The sequence below is a fragment of the Leifsonia sp. 71-9 genome (genome assembly GCF_001898805.1).
Classification (GTDB): domain Bacteria; phylum Actinomycetota; class Actinomycetes; order Actinomycetales; family Microbacteriaceae; genus Leifsonia.
The window spans coordinates 118,687-135,204 of the sequence record NZ_MKVJ01000013.1 but is presented as its reverse complement, the minus strand read 5'-3'; the positions used below and the strand labels follow the sequence as shown (position 1 = coordinate 135,204).

Here is a 16,518-nt window from a genome sequence, read left to right as displayed (position 1 = left end):
CGCCCGACGGTCCGCCGTCGCGGTGCGGTCGAGCCGGCGGTATCGACACAGCGCTAGCGAGAAAAACAGGAGTCCCGTGGCACACGAGCACGATTCAGGGAGCACGCCCGTCGAGGGCGCGCAGTACGACTTCGCCGCGATCCAGAGCAAGTGGCTCCCGATCTGGGACGAGCTCAAGCCGTTCGCCACGGCCGACCCGGACGACAAGCGTCCGCGCAAGTACGTGCTCGACATGTTCCCGTACCCCTCCGGAGACCTCCACATGGGCCACGCCGAGGCGTACGCGCTGGGTGACGTGATCGCCCGCTACTGGCGTCAGCAGGGCTTCAACGTGCTGCACCCGATCGGCTGGGACGCCTTCGGCCTGCCCGCAGAGGGCGCCGCCATCAAGCGCAACCTCGACCCGCGCGACTGGACCTACGACAACATCGCGCAGCAGAAGGCCAGCATGCGCCGCTACGCGCCCAGCTTCGACTGGGACCGCGTCATCCAGACCTGCGACCCGGACTACTACCGCTGGAACCAGTGGCTGTTCCTGAAGCTGTACGAGAAGGGCCTGGCCTACCGCAAGGCCAGCCAGGTCAACTGGTGCCCCTTCGACCAGACGGTGCTGGCGAACGAGCAGGTCGTCAACGGCCGCTGCGAGCGCTGCGACAACCTGGTCACCAAGAAGAAGCTGACCCAGTGGTACTTCCGCATCACCGACTACGCGGACCGCCTGCTGGACGACCTGAAGCAGCTGGAGGGCGCCTGGCCGTCCAAGGTCCTCAGCATGCAGCGCAACTGGATCGGCCGCTCCACCGGTGCCGACGTGCAGTTCGCGATCGAGGGCCGCGACGAGGCCGTGACGGTGTACACCACCCGGCCGGACACCCTCTACGGCGTGACCTTCATGGTCGTCGCACCGGACTCCGACCTGGCCGCCGAGCTGGTGGAGGGTGCGCGCCCGGAGGTCCGTGAGCGGTTCGACGAGTACCTGGCGGCGGTGCGCGGCACCACCGAGATGGACCGCCTGAGCACCGAGCGCGAGAAGACCGGCGTCTTCCTGGAGCGGCACGCGATCAACCCGCTGACCGGCGAGCGCATCCCGATCTGGGCGGCCGACTACGTGCTGAGCGACTACGGTCACGGCGCGATCATGGCCGTGCCCGCGCACGACCAGCGCGACCTGGACTTCGCCCGCGCCTTCGACCTCCCCGTGCGCGTGGTGGTCGACACCAACCAGCCCGTCACCGGCGTCATCCCCGTCATCCCGGTCGACCCGGAGACGGGCGAGCCGACGATGCCGGAGGACGCCCCGCTGGAGAACCCGTCGGAGACCGGCGTGGCGCTGACCGGTGAAGGACGCCTGATCAACTCCGGTCCGTTCGACGGGCTGAGCAAGTCGAACGCGATCCGTCGCGTGACGGAGGCGCTGCAGGGCTCCGGCCTGGGCGAGACGGCCAAGAATTTCCGCCTGCGCGACTGGCTGATCTCGCGTCAGCGCTACTGGGGCACCCCCATCCCGATCATCCACTGCGAGAAGTGCGGCGAGGTGCCCGTCCCGGAGTCGGAGCTGCCCGTGCTCCTGCCGCCGGCGGAGGGTCTCGACCTGAAGCCCAAGGGCACCAGCCCGCTGGGTGCGGCCGAGGACTGGGTCAACGTGTCGTGCCCGACGTGCGGCGGCCCCGCCAAGCGCGACGCCGACACGATGGACACCTTCGTCGACAGCTCCTGGTACTTCCTGCGCTTCCTGTCCCCGAAGGACGACACCCAGGCGTTCGACCCGCGCGAGGCCGAGAAGTGGGCGCCCGTCGACCAGTACGTCGGCGGCGTGACGCACGCCATTCTGCACCTGCTGTACTCGCGGTTCATCACCAAGGTGCTGTTCGACATGGGCTCGATCAGCTTCACGGAGCCGTTCACGGCACTGCTGAACCAGGGCATGGTGCTGATGGAGGGCTCCGCGATGTCGAAGTCGCGCGGCAACATCGTGAAGCTGTCCGAGCAGCTCGACGAGCACGGTGTCGACGCGGTGCGACTGACCATGGCGTTCGCCGGCCCGCCGGAGGACGACATCGACTGGGCGGACGTGTCGCCGTCGGGCAGCGCCAAGTTCCTCGCGCGTGCCTGGCGCGTGGCGCACGACGTCACGAGCGCGCCCGACGTCGTCTGGAAGAACGGCGACCCGGCGCTGCGCCGCGTGACGCACCGCTTCCTCGCCGACGCCCCCGGACTGATCGAGGCGTTCAAGTTCAACGTCGTCGTCGCCCGCCTGATGGAGCTGGTGAACGCCACCCGCAAGGCGATCGACACCGGCGTCGGCCCGGCCGACGCGGCCGTGCGCGAGGCGGCGGAGGTCACGGCGATGGCCCTCAACCTCTTCGCGCCGTACACCGCGGAGGACATGTGGGAGATCCTCGGCTACGAGGCCTCCGTGGCGCTGGCCCAGTGGCGCAAAGCCGACCCGACCCTCCTGATCGAGGAGTCGGTCACGGCCGTCGTGCAGGTGGACGGCAAGGTCCGCGACCGCGTCGAGGTCTCGCCGAAGATCTCGGGTGACGAGCTGGAGGCTCTCGCGCGGGCGTCGGAGGCCGTGGTGCGTTCGGTCGGTGGCCGGGAGATCGTCAACGTGATCGTGCGTGCGCCGCGGCTGGTGAACATCGCCACGCGGCCGAAAGGCTGAGCTGAGCTGCCCTGCTCTGAGCTGAACGGGTCGGCGGCCCTCCACAGGAGGGCCGCCGATCCGCGTTTCTGACCGGTTCGGGACCGGGCGACGGGTCGCCGTTCGCGCTTCGTAGCGTGGAGCCATGCGACACCGAGCCGATGCCTCCGACGCGGATCCGGTCGCGCGCCGACGGTTGCGGCTGGGGGCGGGCGCGGCGATCGTGCTGCTGCTCGGTGCGTTCGCGGTGGCGATCCTGGTGTCGGTGTTCGCGCAGCAGGGGAGCGAGGTGGAGGTCCCCCCGGCGCACGCCTCGCCCTCGGCAACGGGAGCGGGATCGGGAGCGGAGGAGGTCGACGGGGCCGGCGAACTCTTCGTGCACGTGTCAGGAGCCGTGGTCAGCCCTGGACTGGTCACCCTCGCGGCGGGCGCCCGGGTGGTCGACGCGATCGCTGCCGCGGGAGGGCTCACGCCTGACGGCGATCCTGCCGGGGTGAATCTCGCGCGCCTGGTCTCCGATGGCGAGCAGCTGGTGGTGCCCCGGGAAGGGGAGCTTCCGCCCGCCGGCGTGGTCGGTGGCGGCGGGAGCGTCGGAGGTGCGACGGCGGGTCTCGTGAACCTCAACACGGCAGGACAGGCCGAACTCGAGACGCTGCCGCGCATCGGACCCGCGCTGGCACAGCGCATCCTGGACTGGCGGGCCGCGAACGGGCGGTTCAGCGCGACGACCGACCTGCTGAAGGTCACGGGCATCGGGGACAAGGTCTTCGAGGGCCTCAAAGACCGGGTGAGCGTCTGATGCCCGATCTGCGTCTCGCCCTTCCGGCCGCAGCCGTCTGGCTCGCCTGCGCCGTCGCCATCGGATCGCCCGGCAGCGCCGGGCTCGTCGCCGTGGGCGCGGGGATCGTGGCGGTGGTGGTCGTCGTCGCCGCGCTCCGGCTGGTTCGGCGTCGTGCGCTGGCGGTGCTCATCGGGGTCGTGGCGGCGGGGGTGGCGTTGGGGTGCGGTGTGTCCGCTGTGCGGGCGCCGAGCCGCACGGCCGGAGTGTTCGAGACGGCCGTCGAGGACCGGCGGGAGCTGACGGTGCAGGTGCGTGCGGAGAGTCCGGGCCGTCGGGTGGCCTCCGGCTTCGACGGCGCCGAGCGCTGGAGCTGGGAAGGCACCGCGCTTGCGGTGACCGGTGGTGCCCCAGGTGGCGGCGGCACCGCGCGCGGGCTGGCCGTCCCCCTGACGGTGTTCGCGGCCGCGGCCGCCGACGGGTCCACGGGAGTGCCGCCGTTCGGCGCCGTGGTGGAGGCGACCGGGGCTGTCCGCGCGAACGAGCCGGGGGAGTCCACCAGCTTCCGGCTGTCCGCTACGGAGAGCGCCGTTCCCGTCGCCGACCCGCCCGCGTGGGTGGCGTGGACCGCGCCGGTCCGGTCGGCGTTCGCCGAGGCCGCGCGGAAGACTCCCGGCGACGGCGGGGCGCTCCTGCCCGGGCTCGCGATCGGCGATGAATCCGGTGTCTCGGAGGAGCTCGACGCCGCGATGAAGGCGAGCTCGCTGAGCCACCTCACCGCCGTGTCGGGGGCGAACTGCGCCCTTGTCACGGGACTGGTGTTCATCGTGGCGGCGCGCGTCGGCGCCGGTCGCCGCACCCGGATCGTCGTCGCCGCCACAGCGCTGTTGGCGTTCGTCGTGCTCGTCGGGCCGGGCGCGAGCATCCTGCGCGCGGCGGTGATGGCCGCCGTCGTGCTGCTCGCGCTCGCCCGGGGACGGCCGGCGGACGGTCTGCCGGCGCTCGCGCTGGCCGTGGTCCTGCTGCTGGTGCACGATCCGTGGATGGCGCGCGACTACGGGTTCGCGCTCTCGGTCGCCGCGACCGCCGGGCTGCTCCTGCTGGCCGGGCCGCTGGCGCGCCTGTTCTCGCGGTGGCTGCCGCGCGGGGTCGCCCTGGCGATCGCCGTGCCGGCGGCGGCCCAGCTGGCGTGCCAGCCCATCCTCCTGCTGCTCACGCCCACCATCCCCGTGTACGGGGTCGGGGCGAATCTGCTCGCCGAACCGGCCGCGCCGGTGGCGACCGTGCTGGGCTGCCTCGCGTGCCTCACGCTGCCGTGGGCTCCGGCGCTGGGGGAGCTGTTCGTCCGGATCGCCTGGCTGCCGTCGGCGTGGATCGCCCGGATCGCGCACACGACCGCGGCGCTGCCAGGGGCGGCGCTCCCGTGGGCCGAGGGCGCGGTCGGGGTGATCCTGTGCGTCGGTGTCCTCGTCGCAGTCGGCGTCGTGAGTGCGCGCGGCCGTGTGCCGAGGCCGGTGTTCGTCGCCGCGGCCCTCGCCCTCGGGGGCGTCGTGGTCGCGTACGCCGGTGCGCTCGGCGGCGCCCTGGTGATACGGATGGTGGCCACGCCGGGGGACTGGCAGATCGCGGCCTGCGATGTCGGCCAGGGCGACGCGATCCTCCTCCGCGACGGCGACGCGATCGGGATGATCGACGTGGGACGAGCGCCGGAAGCGGCGGTCGCCTGCCTCGACCGCCTCGGCGTGGCGCGGGTCGACCTCCTGGTGCTCACTCACTTCGACGCGGATCACGTCGGCGGTCTCCCGGGTGTGCTGGATCGGGTCGAGCGGGCGCTGGTCGGGCGGCCGGACCGGGAGGCCGACGAACGCGTCATGGCATCGCTCGATGAGCACGGGGTGACGGTCGAGCAGGCGCGGGCGGGAATGACGGGCGGGCTCGGTCGGCTCCGCTGGGACGTTCTGTGGCCCCGTGGGGGGCCCGGAGCCGCGCCGACGGGCAACGACGGGAGCGTGGTGCTGCGGACGTCGGGCGCCGGTCTCACCGGGCTGTTCCTCGGGGACCTGGGCGAGCGGGCGCAGGACGAGCTGCTCGCCGCGGGTGGACTCGGACGGGTCGACGTGGTGAAGGTCGCGCACCACGGGTCGGCGGACCAGAGCGAGCGCCTCTACGACGTCTCTGCTCCACGGGTCGGTCTGCTCTCGGTGGGTGCGGACAACGGGTACGGGCACCCGACGCGGCGCGCACTGGATCTGATGGACCGCGTCGGGGCGGTGGCCGTCCGCACGGACACGCGGGGGCTCGTCCTCGTCTCGCCGGGTGCGGACGGGCCGCGGGTCTGGACCGAGCGGCCCGAGGCGGCCGATGCCGGTGGTCGCCCGTATCCTGGAGGGGAACGAGGAGGAACGTGGCGACCAGGAACACCGGCCGAAGCAGCGCGAGCCGCTCCGGAGCCAGCAAGGCCCGCGCGGTCGCGGCGGCGATCCCGCAGCTCGCCTGGAACCAGATCCGCTCCGCACCCGTGGTGCTGGTGTCCGGGACGGAGGGATTCCTCGCCGACCGCGCGATCCGCAACCTGCGCGACGCGCTCAAGGCGGAGGACCCGAGCCTCGAGATCAGTGACGTCTCCGCGGCGGACTACGCGCCGGGCGAGCTCATCACGCTCGCGAGCCCCTCCCTCTTCGGGGAGCCGCGGCTCATCCGCGTCGACGCGGTCGAGAAGTGCACCGACGCGTTCCTCACCGAGATGCTCGAGTACCTCTCCGCGCCCGCCGACGGCACCGTCGTCGTGCTGCGCCACGCCGGGGGAGTGCGGGGCAAGAAGCTGCTCGACGCGATCCGGTCCGGCTCGGGCGGCGGCATCGAAGTGGTCTGCACCGAGCTGAAGAAGGACGCCGAGAAGTACGAGTTCACGCAGGCCGAGTTCGCCAGCGCCGGCCGCAAGGTCACCCCGGGCGCCCTTCGGGCGATCACGTCGGCCTTCTCGGACGATCTCGCGGAGATGGCCGCCGCGTGCCAGCAGCTCATCTCCGACGCGGCGGAGCAGATCACCGAGGCGACGGTCGACAAGTACTACGGCGGTCGCGTCGAGACGAACGCGTTCCAGGTCGCCGACGCCGCCATCGCCGGCCGACATGGCGAGGCGCTCATCACCATGCGCCACGCGCTCGCGTCTGGCGCCGACCCCGTGCCGATGGTGGCCGCATTCGCGAGCAAGATCCGCACGATGGCGAAGATCTCCGGAGCGCGCGGCGGCTCAGGACAGCTGGCCCAGCAGTTCGGGCTCGCGCCGTGGCAGGTCGACCGCGCCAAGCGCGACCTGCAGGGCTGGACGGAGGACGGCCTCGGCCGCTGCATCGAGGTGCTCGCCGAGACCGACGCGAACGTGAAGGGCGGCGGCCGGGACCCGGTGTTCGCCCTGGAGCGGATGATCCGGATCGTCAGCGGCCGAGGGCGAGGCTGAGCGGTCCGCTCACGCGGACCGGCCCAGCAGCACGAGCTCCCCGGTCGTGCGGGTCATCGCGACATAGCGGTCGACAGCGGCCTCGAACGGATCGGTCGCCGGCAGCTCCTCGTCATCGACCAGCACCACCAGATCGAACTCCAGCCCCTTGGCCTCCGCGGGCGTGAGTGCACGCACGCGACCGCGCGGCACGAACGCGGGGTCGCCGATGACGCACGCCGTCCCCTCGTCATGCGCCGCCAGCCAGTCGGCGAGGATGCGGTCCCGATCGGCGAACGCGGCGCGCCGCACCGGGATGCCGTTGTCGCGGATCGAGGTGGGGACGTTCGCATCCCGGAGGACGGAGCGGATGACCGGCGCCGCCTCCGCCATGACCGGCGCCGGCGTCCGGTAGTTGATCGTGAGGGACGCGACCGTCGCGTCGCTCAGGCCGACACCGGCCAGTCGTTCCTCCCAGGACTCCACGAAACCGTGCCGCGCCTGGGCTCGGTCGCCGACGACCGTGACGCTGCGCGACGGGACGCGGCCGACCAGCATGCTCCACTCCGCTGCGGTCAGCTCCTGCGCCTCGTCCACGACGATGTGCGCGAACGGGCCGCCGAGCCGGCCCGTGTCCGACACCTCCGGGACGGCGACCGTGTTGAGCACGCCCCGCAGATCCTGGCCCCGCAGCATGGACATGATCTTCAGATCGGAGTCGTCGGTCGCGATCAGGCGCTCGACCACGTCATCCATGACCTCCCGGTCGGCGGCCGCCTCCGCGACCGCACGGCGCCGCCGCTCGGCCGCCTCGGGGTCGCCCGCCCGCCGGTGCGCCGCGTCGAGGAGCGGCAGGTCCGACAGCCTCCACGGTGCGGCGGACGCCCGCTGCAGGAGCGCCGCCTCCGCAGCGTCGAGCCAGGGCGCGCAGCGGCGCAGGAGGTCAGGAGAGGTCCACAGACGACGCACGACCCCAGGCGGGTCGAGCAGGGGCCAGGCCGTGTCGAACAGGCCGCGCAGGGGCGTCTCCCGGATGAGCACGCGCCGGACCGTCTCCGCGTCCGCATCGGGGGCCGTGAGGCCGTACGCGTCGAACTCCTCCTCGTCATCGAAGCCCCACCGTTCCGCGTCGTCGTCCGCGGTGGGGCTCGAGACCTCAGCTCCCGCATCGCCCCAGCCTTCGCCGTCCCAGCGACCGGCAGGGTCGCCCTGGATCGAGGAGCGCGAGGCGACCGCGTCGACGAGGATCGCGAGCAGGGCCTCCCAGACGACCTCGCGCGCCTCGTTGTGCGAGACGGCGGGATCGGCGGCAGCGAACGCCTCCGCCCACTCCGCCGGGCCGAGACGTAATTCGCCCCACGCCGTGTCGATCACGGTGGTGCGCTGCGGCGCCCGCTCGGAGAGCCGGATCGCGGCCTCCACGGCGCCGGGCATACGGCCGTCGGCCTTGAGCAGCGCCACCCGGCGATCGGGCTCTGCCCGGGCGGCCGGGCCCTCGGGGACGAGGTCCGCCAGGGTGCAGGTGTGGACGCCGTCCTCGCCGAGCCCGGGGAGGATGTCGCTCACGAAGTCGGTGTACGCGTGCGACGGCCCCACGACGAGCACCCCACCCCGTCCGCTCGTCAGGCGCGGGTCGGCGTAGAGCAGGTAGGCGGCCCGGTGAAGAGCGACGACCGTCTTCCCCGTGCCGGGGCCGCCGTCGACCACGAGGGCGCCGCGTGCGCCGGCGCGGATGATCGCGTCCTGATCGGCCTGGATCGTCCCGAGCACATCGCGCATGCGCGGTGACCGGCTGGCCCCCAGGCTGGCGATGAACGCCGACTGGTCGTCGAGCGCGACGCCGGAGGTCGCGCTGCCGGGCGCGAACGCCTCGTCCCAGTAGTCCGTGATCCACCCGTCGGTCCACCGGTACCGCCGACGGCTGAGCGCCCCCATCGGGTCCACCACGGTCGCCCCGAAGAACGGCTCGGCGGCCGGCGCGCGCCAGTCGAGCAGCAGCCGCTCGCCGTCACCGTCGACGAGTCCGATCCGGCCGATGTACTGCGTCTCGTGGTCCCCGACGATCCGGCCGATGCAGAGATCGAGCCCGAAGCGGCGCAGTACACGGATGCGGCCGTTCAGCCTCCGGATCTCGAGGTCGCGCTCGTAGGCGTCCTGTCCGCTCCCGAGGGGCGCCCGGAGTTCGGCGTCGAGCCGGCGCTCCAGCTCGTGGAGCTGCGCCGCCAGGCTGCGCTCGATGCGGGCGAAGTGTCGCTCATCGTCCTCGATGAGTGCGGGTGAGGCCTTGGCGGGATGAGCGGAGAGCGCGAACGGGGAGCGTGGGGAATCGGTCAATGCGCGTCCAATCGGGAGGGAGAGGAACCGATTCTGGTGCATGACGGGGGCCTTGCCGCAAGCGGGGTGGGTCCCGTTATCCTGGAAATGCGGGAGGCGTGCAACCTCGGGACGCGTCGCTCCACCCGCGTTCAGATGCAGAAAGCCCCCGCCGTCGGACCGTGGTCCTCGGGAGCGGGGGCTCTTCGCTGCGCGGGATCAGCTCCCGCGGAGGTCATCTGCTCAGAGAGCGGCGACCTGCTTGGCGATGGACGACTTGCGGTTCGCCGCCTGGTTCTGGTGGATGACGCCCTTGCTGGCGGCCTTGTCGATCTTCTTGGACGCGATGCGCAGCGCCGCGGTCGCCTTGTCCTTGTCGCCCGCGACAACGGCCTCACGGGTCGCGCGGATGGCCGTCTTGAGCTCGCTCTTGACGGACTTGTTGCGCTCCTGCGCCTTCTTGTTGGTGCGGTTGCGCTTGATCTGCGACTTGATGTTTGCCACGAATGGTTACTTTCGTTCGAAGTGAGTATCGGATGTGCCGTTCAGCGAGAGAGGGCGCTTCCCGGCGTTCGTGCGGGTACACCCACACGCAAGCCAACAAACAACTTTACCAGCGGGCAACCTCTGCGCCAAATGCGGCGGGATCAGCGGGCGTCGACCGACTCCGGTGCGTACGAGCCGGACGTGATCTCGTCGAGCAGCGTCGGCCCGTTGGGCTCCCAGCCGAGGTCGATGCGGCCCTTGGATCCGCGCGACTGCTGGTCGAGCAGCAGCGCCTCGGTGAGCCCCGCGCCGAGACGCTCGGAGGTCTCCTCGACCGTCTCGGCGACCACGCCGCCGGCGATTCCCGCAGCGGTGGCAGCGGCCTCCCCGAGCTCGCGAACGGTCGGGTTGGCGCCGCTCGCCCCGAGGTACACGGAGCCGGCGTCACCCTGCTCGAGCGCGAGCACGTAGAGGGCGGCGAGGTCGTCGACGTGCACGGTCGCCCAGTGCTGCGCCCCGTCCCCGATCAGGTGCAGCGCCGGAGCGACGCCTTCGCCGCGCGGAGCGTCGACGATCAGGCGGGCCAGGCCGGCACCGCGGCCGTAGACGATGGACGGGACGACGACGATCCCGCGTACGCCCTCCGCGCCGAGGACGCGGGCCTCGTTCGCTCCGCGCCACGCGGTGAGCGCGGGCGGAGCGGCGGGGGAGTCCTCCGTGATGTCGGCGTTGGAGCCGTAGGTCCAGATCCCGCCGGTGTGCACGAACGGCTTGTCGCTGCCCTCGAGGCCCCGCAGCACGGCGGTGATGAAGACCGGGTCGACGTCCTCCCCGGAAGCGAGGTGCAGGACGCCGTCGCTCGCGAGGGCCGTCTCCGCGACCAGGTCGCTGTCGGTCGCGTCGCCGATCAGCGCCGTTGCGCCCGCGGCCTCCACGATCGCCGCCTTCTCGGCGTTGCGGACGAGGGCGGTCACGGAGTGCCCCTCCTCGAGGAGGCGGGGGAGGACGGAGGTGCCGATGTAGCCGGTCGCGCCGGTCAGGAGGATGCTCATGCTCCCATCCAACACTGCCGGCGCCGGCGCATTCCCCGCCTGACGGCGAGCGTAGGCTCGACCCCATGACTGCTTCGACCATCGCCATCGTCAACGCCCGCGTCGTCCCCGTGCTCGGAGAGCCGATCGAGGGCGGCACCGTCCTCATCCGCGACGGCGTGATCGAGGCCGTGGGCGCGGCGGGCGAGGTCGACATCCCGGACGGCGTCCCGACGGTCGACGCGACCGGCAAGTGGGTGCTGCCCGGCTTCGTCGAGTCGCACGGGCACGTCGGCATCCACGAGGAGGCCAACGGACCCGCGGGCGACGACACCAACGAGATGACGACGCCGAACACCGCGGCGGTGCGCGCGATCGACGCCGTGAACATCGACGACGAGGGCTTCCGCGACGCACTCTCGGGCGGCGTCACCTCCATCGTCGTCAAGCCCGGATCCGGCAACCCGATCGGCGGCCAGACCGTCGCGATCAAGTCCTGGGGCGGCCGGACGATCGACGAGCAGGTCATCAAGGCGGCCGTCAGCGTGAAGTCGGCGCTGGGCGAGAACCCGAAGCGCGTCTACGGCGCGAAGAACGTCACCCCGAGCACGCGTCTGGGTGTCGCGATGATCATCCGCCAGGCGTTCGTGGAGGCGCAGAACTACCGCGCCCAGCGCGACGAGGCCGAGCGCGACGGCAAGGCGTTCGCCCGCGATCTCACCAAGGAGACCCTCGTCCGGGTGCTCGACGGCGAGCTCTACTGGGACCAGCACACGCACCGCCACGACGACATCGCCACGGCCCTGCGCCTGGCCGACGAGTTCGGCTACAAGCTCGTCGTGAACCACGGCACCGAGGCGCACAAGATCGCGGACGTGCTCGCCGAGCGCGACATCCCGGTCATCTTCGGGCCGATGTTCACCTCCCGCTCCAAGGTCGAGCTGCGGGACCGCGCCATCGCCAACCTCGCCACCCTCGCGGCGGCGGGCGTGCGCGTCGCGATCACGACGGACCACCCGGTCGTCCCGATCAACTTCCTCGTCTACCAGGCGGCCCTCGCCGTCAAGGACGGACTGCCGCACCAGACCGCGCTCGAGGCGCTCACCGTCAACCCGGCAGCGTTCCTGGGCCTCGACGAGCGGATCGGCGCCCTGGCCCCGGGACGCGACGGCGACGTGGTCGTGTGGTCGGGGGACCCGCTCGACGTGAACTCGCGTGCCGAGCGCGTCTACATCGAGGGCACGGAGGTCTACCGCTGGGAGGACGGCGCCGGCCGGGTCGTGGAGCGCTCCGAGCGCTTCGCCTGACGGGTCGGAGGGGCTCGGCCGTTCATGGGAGAATGGCGGCACGATGTCACCACGAGCTTTGACGGCCCTCGAGCCCGCCGCCACCGATCCCGCGTTCCTGCGCAACTTCTGCATCATCGCGCACATCGACCACGGCAAGTCGACCCTGGCCGACCGCATGCTGCAGATCACCGGCGCTGTCGCCGAGCGGGACATGCGCGCCCAGTACCTGGACCGCATGGACATCGAGCGCGAGCGCGGCATCACGATCAAGAGCCAGGCCGTCCGCATGCCGTGGGCGCACGACGGGTCGACCTTCGCGCTCAACATGATCGACACGCCCGGCCACGTCGACTTCACCTACGAGGTGTCCCGTTCGCTCGCCGCGTGCGAGGGCGCCATCCTGCTGGTGGATGCCGCCCAGGGCATCGAAGCGCAGACGCTCGCGAACCTCTACCTGGCGCTCGAGAACGATCTGACGATCATCCCGGTGCTCAACAAGATCGACCTCCCCGCCGCCGACCCCGAGAAGTACGCGGCCGAGCTGGCGAGCCTCATCGGCGGCCGCCCGGAGGACGTTCTGCGTGTCTCGGGCAAGACCGGGATGGGCGTCGATGCGCTCCTCGACCGAGTCGTGCAGGAGATCCCCGCGCCCGTGGGCGTCGCGGACGCTCCCGCCCGCGCCATGATCTTCGACTCCGTCTACGACAGCTACCGCGGCGTCGTCACCTACGTCCGCATGGTGGACGGCAAGCTGTCGCCGCGCGAGCGCGTGCAGATGATGTCGACCAAGGCCACCCACGAGATCCTCGAGATCGGCGTCTCCTCGCCCGAGCCCACCCCGTCGAAGGGTCTGGGCGTCGGCGAGGTCGGCTACCTGATCACCGGCGTGAAGGATGTGCGCCAGTCCAAGGTCGGCGACACGATCACGACGGCGTCGAAGCCCGCGACGGTCGCCCTCCCCGGCTACACCGAGCCCAAGCCGATGGTCTTCTCGGGTCTCTACCCGATCGACGGCAGCGACTACCCCGAGCTCCGCGAAGCCCTCGACAAGCTGAAGCTCTCCGACGCCGCGCTCGTCTACGAGCCCGAGACGTCGGTCGCGCTCGGCTTCGGCTTCCGCTGCGGCTTCCTCGGCCTCCTGCACCTGGAGATCATCACCGAGCGCCTCTCGCGCGAGTTCGGCCTCGACCTCATCACCACCGCGCCGAGCGTGGTCTACGAGGTCACGACCGAGGACAAGAAGACCATCACGGTCACGAACCCGAGTGAGTTCCCGGGCGGCAAGATCGACAAGGTGGAGGAGCCGATCGTCAAGGCGGCCATCCTCGCCCCCAAGGACTACGTCGGCGTCATCATGGAGCTCTGCCAGAGCCGCCGCGGCACCCTGCTCGGCATGGAGTACCTCGGCGAGGACCGCGTCGAGATCCGCTACACGATGCCGCTCGGCGAGATCGTCTTCGACTTCTTCGACAACCTGAAGAGCCGCACCGCCGGCTACGCGTCCCTCGACTACGAGCCCGCGGGCGAGCAGGAGGCCGACCTCGTCAAGGTCGACATCCTGCTGCAGGGCGAGGCCGTCGACGCGTTCAGTGCGATCGTCCACCGGGACAAGGCGTATGCCTACGGCACGATGATGGCCGGCCGCCTGCGCGAGCTCATCCCGCGCCAGCAGTTCGAGGTGCCGATCCAGGCCGCCATCGGCGCCCGCATCATCGCGCGCGAGAACATCCGCGCCATGCGAAAGGACGTCCTCGCCAAGTGCTACGGCGGCGACATCACCCGCAAGCGCAAGCTCCTCGAGAAGCAGAAGGAGGGCAAGAAGCGCATGAAGATGGTCGGCCGCGTCGAGGTCCCCCAGGAGGCGTTCATCGCCGCGCTCTCGGGCGACACGGAAAAGAAGGACGCGAAGTAGCGGAGGCTACGCGTTCGCCTTCCGGTACACGTTGATCTGCACGCCGGACGCGAGCGTGCGCGTCTCGGCGACGTCGAACGTCGTGCGCGGGAACCCGTCGGGGAAGAGCTTCTTGCCGGTCCCGAGCACGATCGGGTAGACCATCAGCCGGTACTCGTCGACCAGGCCGTGGGCGCCGAGCGTCTGGATGAGGTTCGCGCTGCCCCAGACGCGGATCTCTCCGCCGGGCTGCTCCCGGAGCGCCGCGACCGCGCCGGGCACGTCGTCGCCGAGCAGCTGCGAGTTCTTCCAGCCCAGCTCGGTGAGCGTGCGGGAGGCGACGTACTTCGGCACCCGGTTGTAGCGGCGGGTGAACGCGCCCTGCAGGCCGGGAGCGTCCTCGGGCCACACGCCCCAGGCCTGCGACCAGATGTCGTAGGTGCGGCGGCCGAGCAGCAGGGCCTCGGTGCGCTCCTCCCACTCCACGACGACGTTGTCGTCCGCGTCGCCGCCGCCGCGTTCGCGGTCGAAGTCCATCTGCCACCCGCCGTACGGGAAGCCGTGCTCGTCGTCCTCCGTCGACCCTCCCGGCGCCTGGATGACGCCGTCGAGCGTGATGAACTCCTGCACCACGATGCTGCTCATGCCGAACCTCCTCGGTCGTGCTCGGCCCCAGTGTCGTCGTCGCGGCGGTAGAGCGCCAGACCCGGCCGGGAATCCGCTCCGGTTCGCGCTGGGGCGCGGATTGGCGGAGGATAGACACCATGCGCCGCTCCACCTTCACCGACCAGCCCGTCACGTACGGCGCCGTCGGTGGAACGCAGGCCCCCGACCTGCTCTACTACCCGCCGAAGGGCTACCGGCCTCTGCAGAAGAGGACGCGTCTCGGCTCGGGCGACGAGCGGTTCGAGACGGCGGCCACCGCGTTGATGACGTGGGGCGTGCAGCGCGGCAGCGGCATCCTCGTCACCGAGGTGAGCGAGGGCACCGGCGTGCAGTACGAGGGCATCGAGTACGACGCCGACGGCACGCCGAAGGGGATGCGGGAGCACCGCGTGGAGGAGGACGTCTTCGCCGACGACGGCTCCCCGTACATCCGCAACGGGATGACGGCCGTGCTCAAGGTGCCGTTCGGCCCGTTCAAGGTCTCCGCTCCGATCCGCGTCGTCTACGTGGTGGACGAGCCGGACCGCGCGGGCTTCGCGTACGGCACGCTGCACGGACACCCGGAGAGCGGCGAGGAGGCGTTCTTCGTGGAGCGCCACGAGGACGGCACCGTGTGGTTCGTCCTGCGGTCGTTCTCGCGCCCGTCGACCGGCTTCTACCGTCTCGTCGCGCCGGTGCTCCGGGTGGTACAGAACCGCTTCACGACGAAGTACCTGCGTTCGCTGCTCCCCGCACGGTCGGCCTGATGCCGAGCGCCCTCCCGCTCGGCGACCCCGCGCCCGCCGACGGCATCCTCCCGGAGTCGTCGCTCGACGGTGCGGCGGACCGCGACTTCGGCGTCTACCTGCACGTGCCGTTCTGCCGGGTGCGCTGCGGGTACTGCGACTTCAACACGTACACGGCCACGGAGCTCCGCGGTGTGAGCCAGTCCGAGTACGCCGGGCACGCGGTCTCCGAGGTCCGTTTCGCCGCGCGCGCCCTGCAGGCGAGCGGATTGCCGGAGCGACCGGTGTCGACCGTGTTCCTGGGCGGCGGCACGCCGACCCTCCTGCCGCCGTCGGATCTCGGCGCCATGCTCGGCGCGGTTCGCGACGCATGGGGCCTCGCGCCGGGCGCCGAGGTCACGACCGAGGCGAACCCCGACTCCGTGGACGCGGAGGACCTGCGCCGCCTCGCCGACGCCGGCTTCACCCGGGTGTCGTTCGGGATGCAGTCCGCCGTCCCGCACGTCCTCGCGACGCTGGAGCGCACCCACGACCCCGAGCGCATCCCACTGGTCGTCGAGTGGGCGCGCGACGCCGGCCTCCAGGTGAGCCTCGACCTGATCTACGGCACGCCGGGGGAGTCGCTCGCCGACTGGGAGCGGAGCCTCGACACGGCGCTCGCCTGCGCCCCCGACCACCTCTCGGCGTACTCGCTGATCGTCGAGGCGGGCACCAAACTCGCGCGCCAGATCAAGAGCGGACAGGTCCCGGAGCCCGACGAGGATCTCCAGGCGGACATGTACGAGCTCGCGGACGCGCGACTCGCCGCGGCCGGCTACGACTGGTACGAGGTCAGTAACTGGTCCCGCGACGGCGACCACCGCTCGCGCCACAACCTCTCGTACTGGCTCGGCCACGACTGGTGGGGCATCGGGCCGGGCGCGCACAGCCACGTCGGCGGCGTGCGCTGGTGGAACGTCAAGCATCCCGCCGCGTACGCCCAGCGCGTGCTCGCGGGGGAGTCGCCCGCCGCCGGCCGGGAGACGCTCGACACCGAGACGCGCCGGGTGGAGCGGGTGCTGCTGCTCACGCGCATCCGGGAGGGCATCCGCACGGCCGAGCTCTCCGCCGAGGGTCGCCGGGAGATCGCGGGACTCATCGCCGACGGCCTGATCGACGGAAAAGCCGCCCTCGCCGGATCGGTGACCCTGACCCTGCGAGGACGGCTTCTGGCGGACGCCGTCGTGAGACGGCTGCTCGCCGAGGTGTGATCGGGA

11 protein-coding genes and 1 pseudogene are annotated in these 16,518 nt (G+C 71.6%); 8 read left to right on the top strand and 4 right to left on the bottom strand.

Annotated elements, in window-relative coordinates:
* Nucleotides 1-76: 76 nt before the first annotated feature.
* The 4 genes and pseudogenes from leuS (at nucleotide 77) to holA (ending at nucleotide 6,882) form a co-directional block, all read left to right on the top strand.
* Nucleotides 77-2,665, top strand: coding sequence for a leucine--tRNA ligase (leuS, locus tag BGO91_RS07140; protein WP_290472099.1), 2,589 nt, complete (start codon nucleotides 77-79; stop codon nucleotides 2,663-2,665).
* Nucleotides 2,666-2,789: 124 nt separating this feature from the next.
* Nucleotides 2,790-3,443, top strand: coding sequence for a helix-hairpin-helix domain-containing protein (locus BGO91_RS07135; RefSeq protein ID WP_290472098.1), 654 nt, complete (start codon nucleotides 2,790-2,792; stop codon nucleotides 3,441-3,443).
* A pseudogene (locus BGO91_RS07130) lies at nucleotides 3,443-5,569 on the top strand (ComEC/Rec2 family competence protein); the annotation flags it as partial. The gene BGO91_RS07135 and the pseudogene BGO91_RS07130, both read left to right, overlap by 1 nt.
* A gap of 332 nt (nucleotides 5,570-5,901) precedes the next feature.
* On the top strand, nucleotides 5,902-6,882 hold the full coding sequence (holA, locus tag BGO91_RS07125; protein ID WP_290472122.1) for a DNA polymerase III subunit delta: 981 nt from the start codon (nucleotides 5,902-5,904) through the stop codon (nucleotides 6,880-6,882).
* Nucleotides 6,883-6,891: 9 nt separating this feature from the next.
* On the opposite strand, the gene BGO91_RS07120 is transcribed toward holA, so the two are convergent.
* From BGO91_RS07120 to BGO91_RS07110, 3 genes are all read right to left on the bottom strand, one after another.
* Nucleotides 6,892-9,195, bottom strand: coding sequence for an AAA family ATPase (locus BGO91_RS07120; RefSeq protein WP_290472097.1), 2,304 nt, complete (start codon nucleotides 9,193-9,195; stop codon nucleotides 6,892-6,894).
* 222 nt (nucleotides 9,196-9,417) lie between these two features.
* A complete protein-coding gene (rpsT, locus tag BGO91_RS07115) occupies nucleotides 9,418-9,678 on the bottom strand; it encodes a 30S ribosomal protein S20 (protein ID WP_290472096.1) in 261 nt (86 codons plus the stop codon).
* A gap of 143 nt (nucleotides 9,679-9,821) precedes the next feature.
* Complete coding sequence (locus tag BGO91_RS07110; RefSeq protein WP_290472095.1) at nucleotides 9,822-10,712, bottom strand: NAD-dependent epimerase/dehydratase family protein; 891 nt, start codon at nucleotides 10,710-10,712, stop codon at nucleotides 9,822-9,824.
* A gap of 65 nt (nucleotides 10,713-10,777) precedes the next feature.
* Between BGO91_RS07110 and BGO91_RS07105 the strand changes: the two genes are divergently transcribed.
* Nucleotides 10,778-11,998, top strand: coding sequence for an amidohydrolase (locus tag BGO91_RS07105; protein ID WP_290472094.1), 1,221 nt, complete (start codon nucleotides 10,778-10,780; stop codon nucleotides 11,996-11,998).
* A 43-nt stretch (nucleotides 11,999-12,041) separates the two neighbouring features.
* Nucleotides 12,042-13,892, top strand: a complete 1,851-nt coding sequence (lepA, locus tag BGO91_RS07100; RefSeq protein ID WP_290472093.1) for a translation elongation factor 4 — start codon at nucleotides 12,042-12,044, stop codon at nucleotides 13,890-13,892.
* Nucleotides 13,893-13,898: 6 nt separating this feature from the next.
* Here lepA and BGO91_RS07095 read toward each other — a convergent pair whose 3' ends face one another.
* Nucleotides 13,899-14,516 carry a dihydrofolate reductase family protein gene (locus BGO91_RS07095; RefSeq protein WP_290472092.1) on the bottom strand — a complete coding sequence of 206 codons (618 nt, stop codon included), beginning with the start codon at nucleotides 14,514-14,516 and terminating at the stop codon, nucleotides 13,899-13,901.
* Nucleotides 14,517-14,635: 119 nt separating this feature from the next.
* Between BGO91_RS07095 and BGO91_RS07090 the strand changes: the two genes are divergently transcribed.
* Both BGO91_RS07090 and hemW read left to right on the top strand, forming a co-directional pair.
* Nucleotides 14,636-15,283 (top strand): DUF1990 family protein, encoded by a 648-nt coding sequence (locus tag BGO91_RS07090; protein WP_290472091.1) that lies wholly within the window; start codon nucleotides 14,636-14,638, stop codon nucleotides 15,281-15,283.
* The gene (gene hemW, locus BGO91_RS07085; RefSeq protein ID WP_290472090.1) at nucleotides 15,283-16,512 is read left to right on the top strand and encodes a radical SAM family heme chaperone HemW; all 1,230 of its coding nucleotides are present in this window, start codon (nucleotides 15,283-15,285) and stop codon (nucleotides 16,510-16,512) included. The genes BGO91_RS07090 and hemW overlap by 1 nt, the downstream gene beginning before the upstream one ends.
* Nucleotides 16,513-16,518 lie beyond the last annotated feature (6 nt).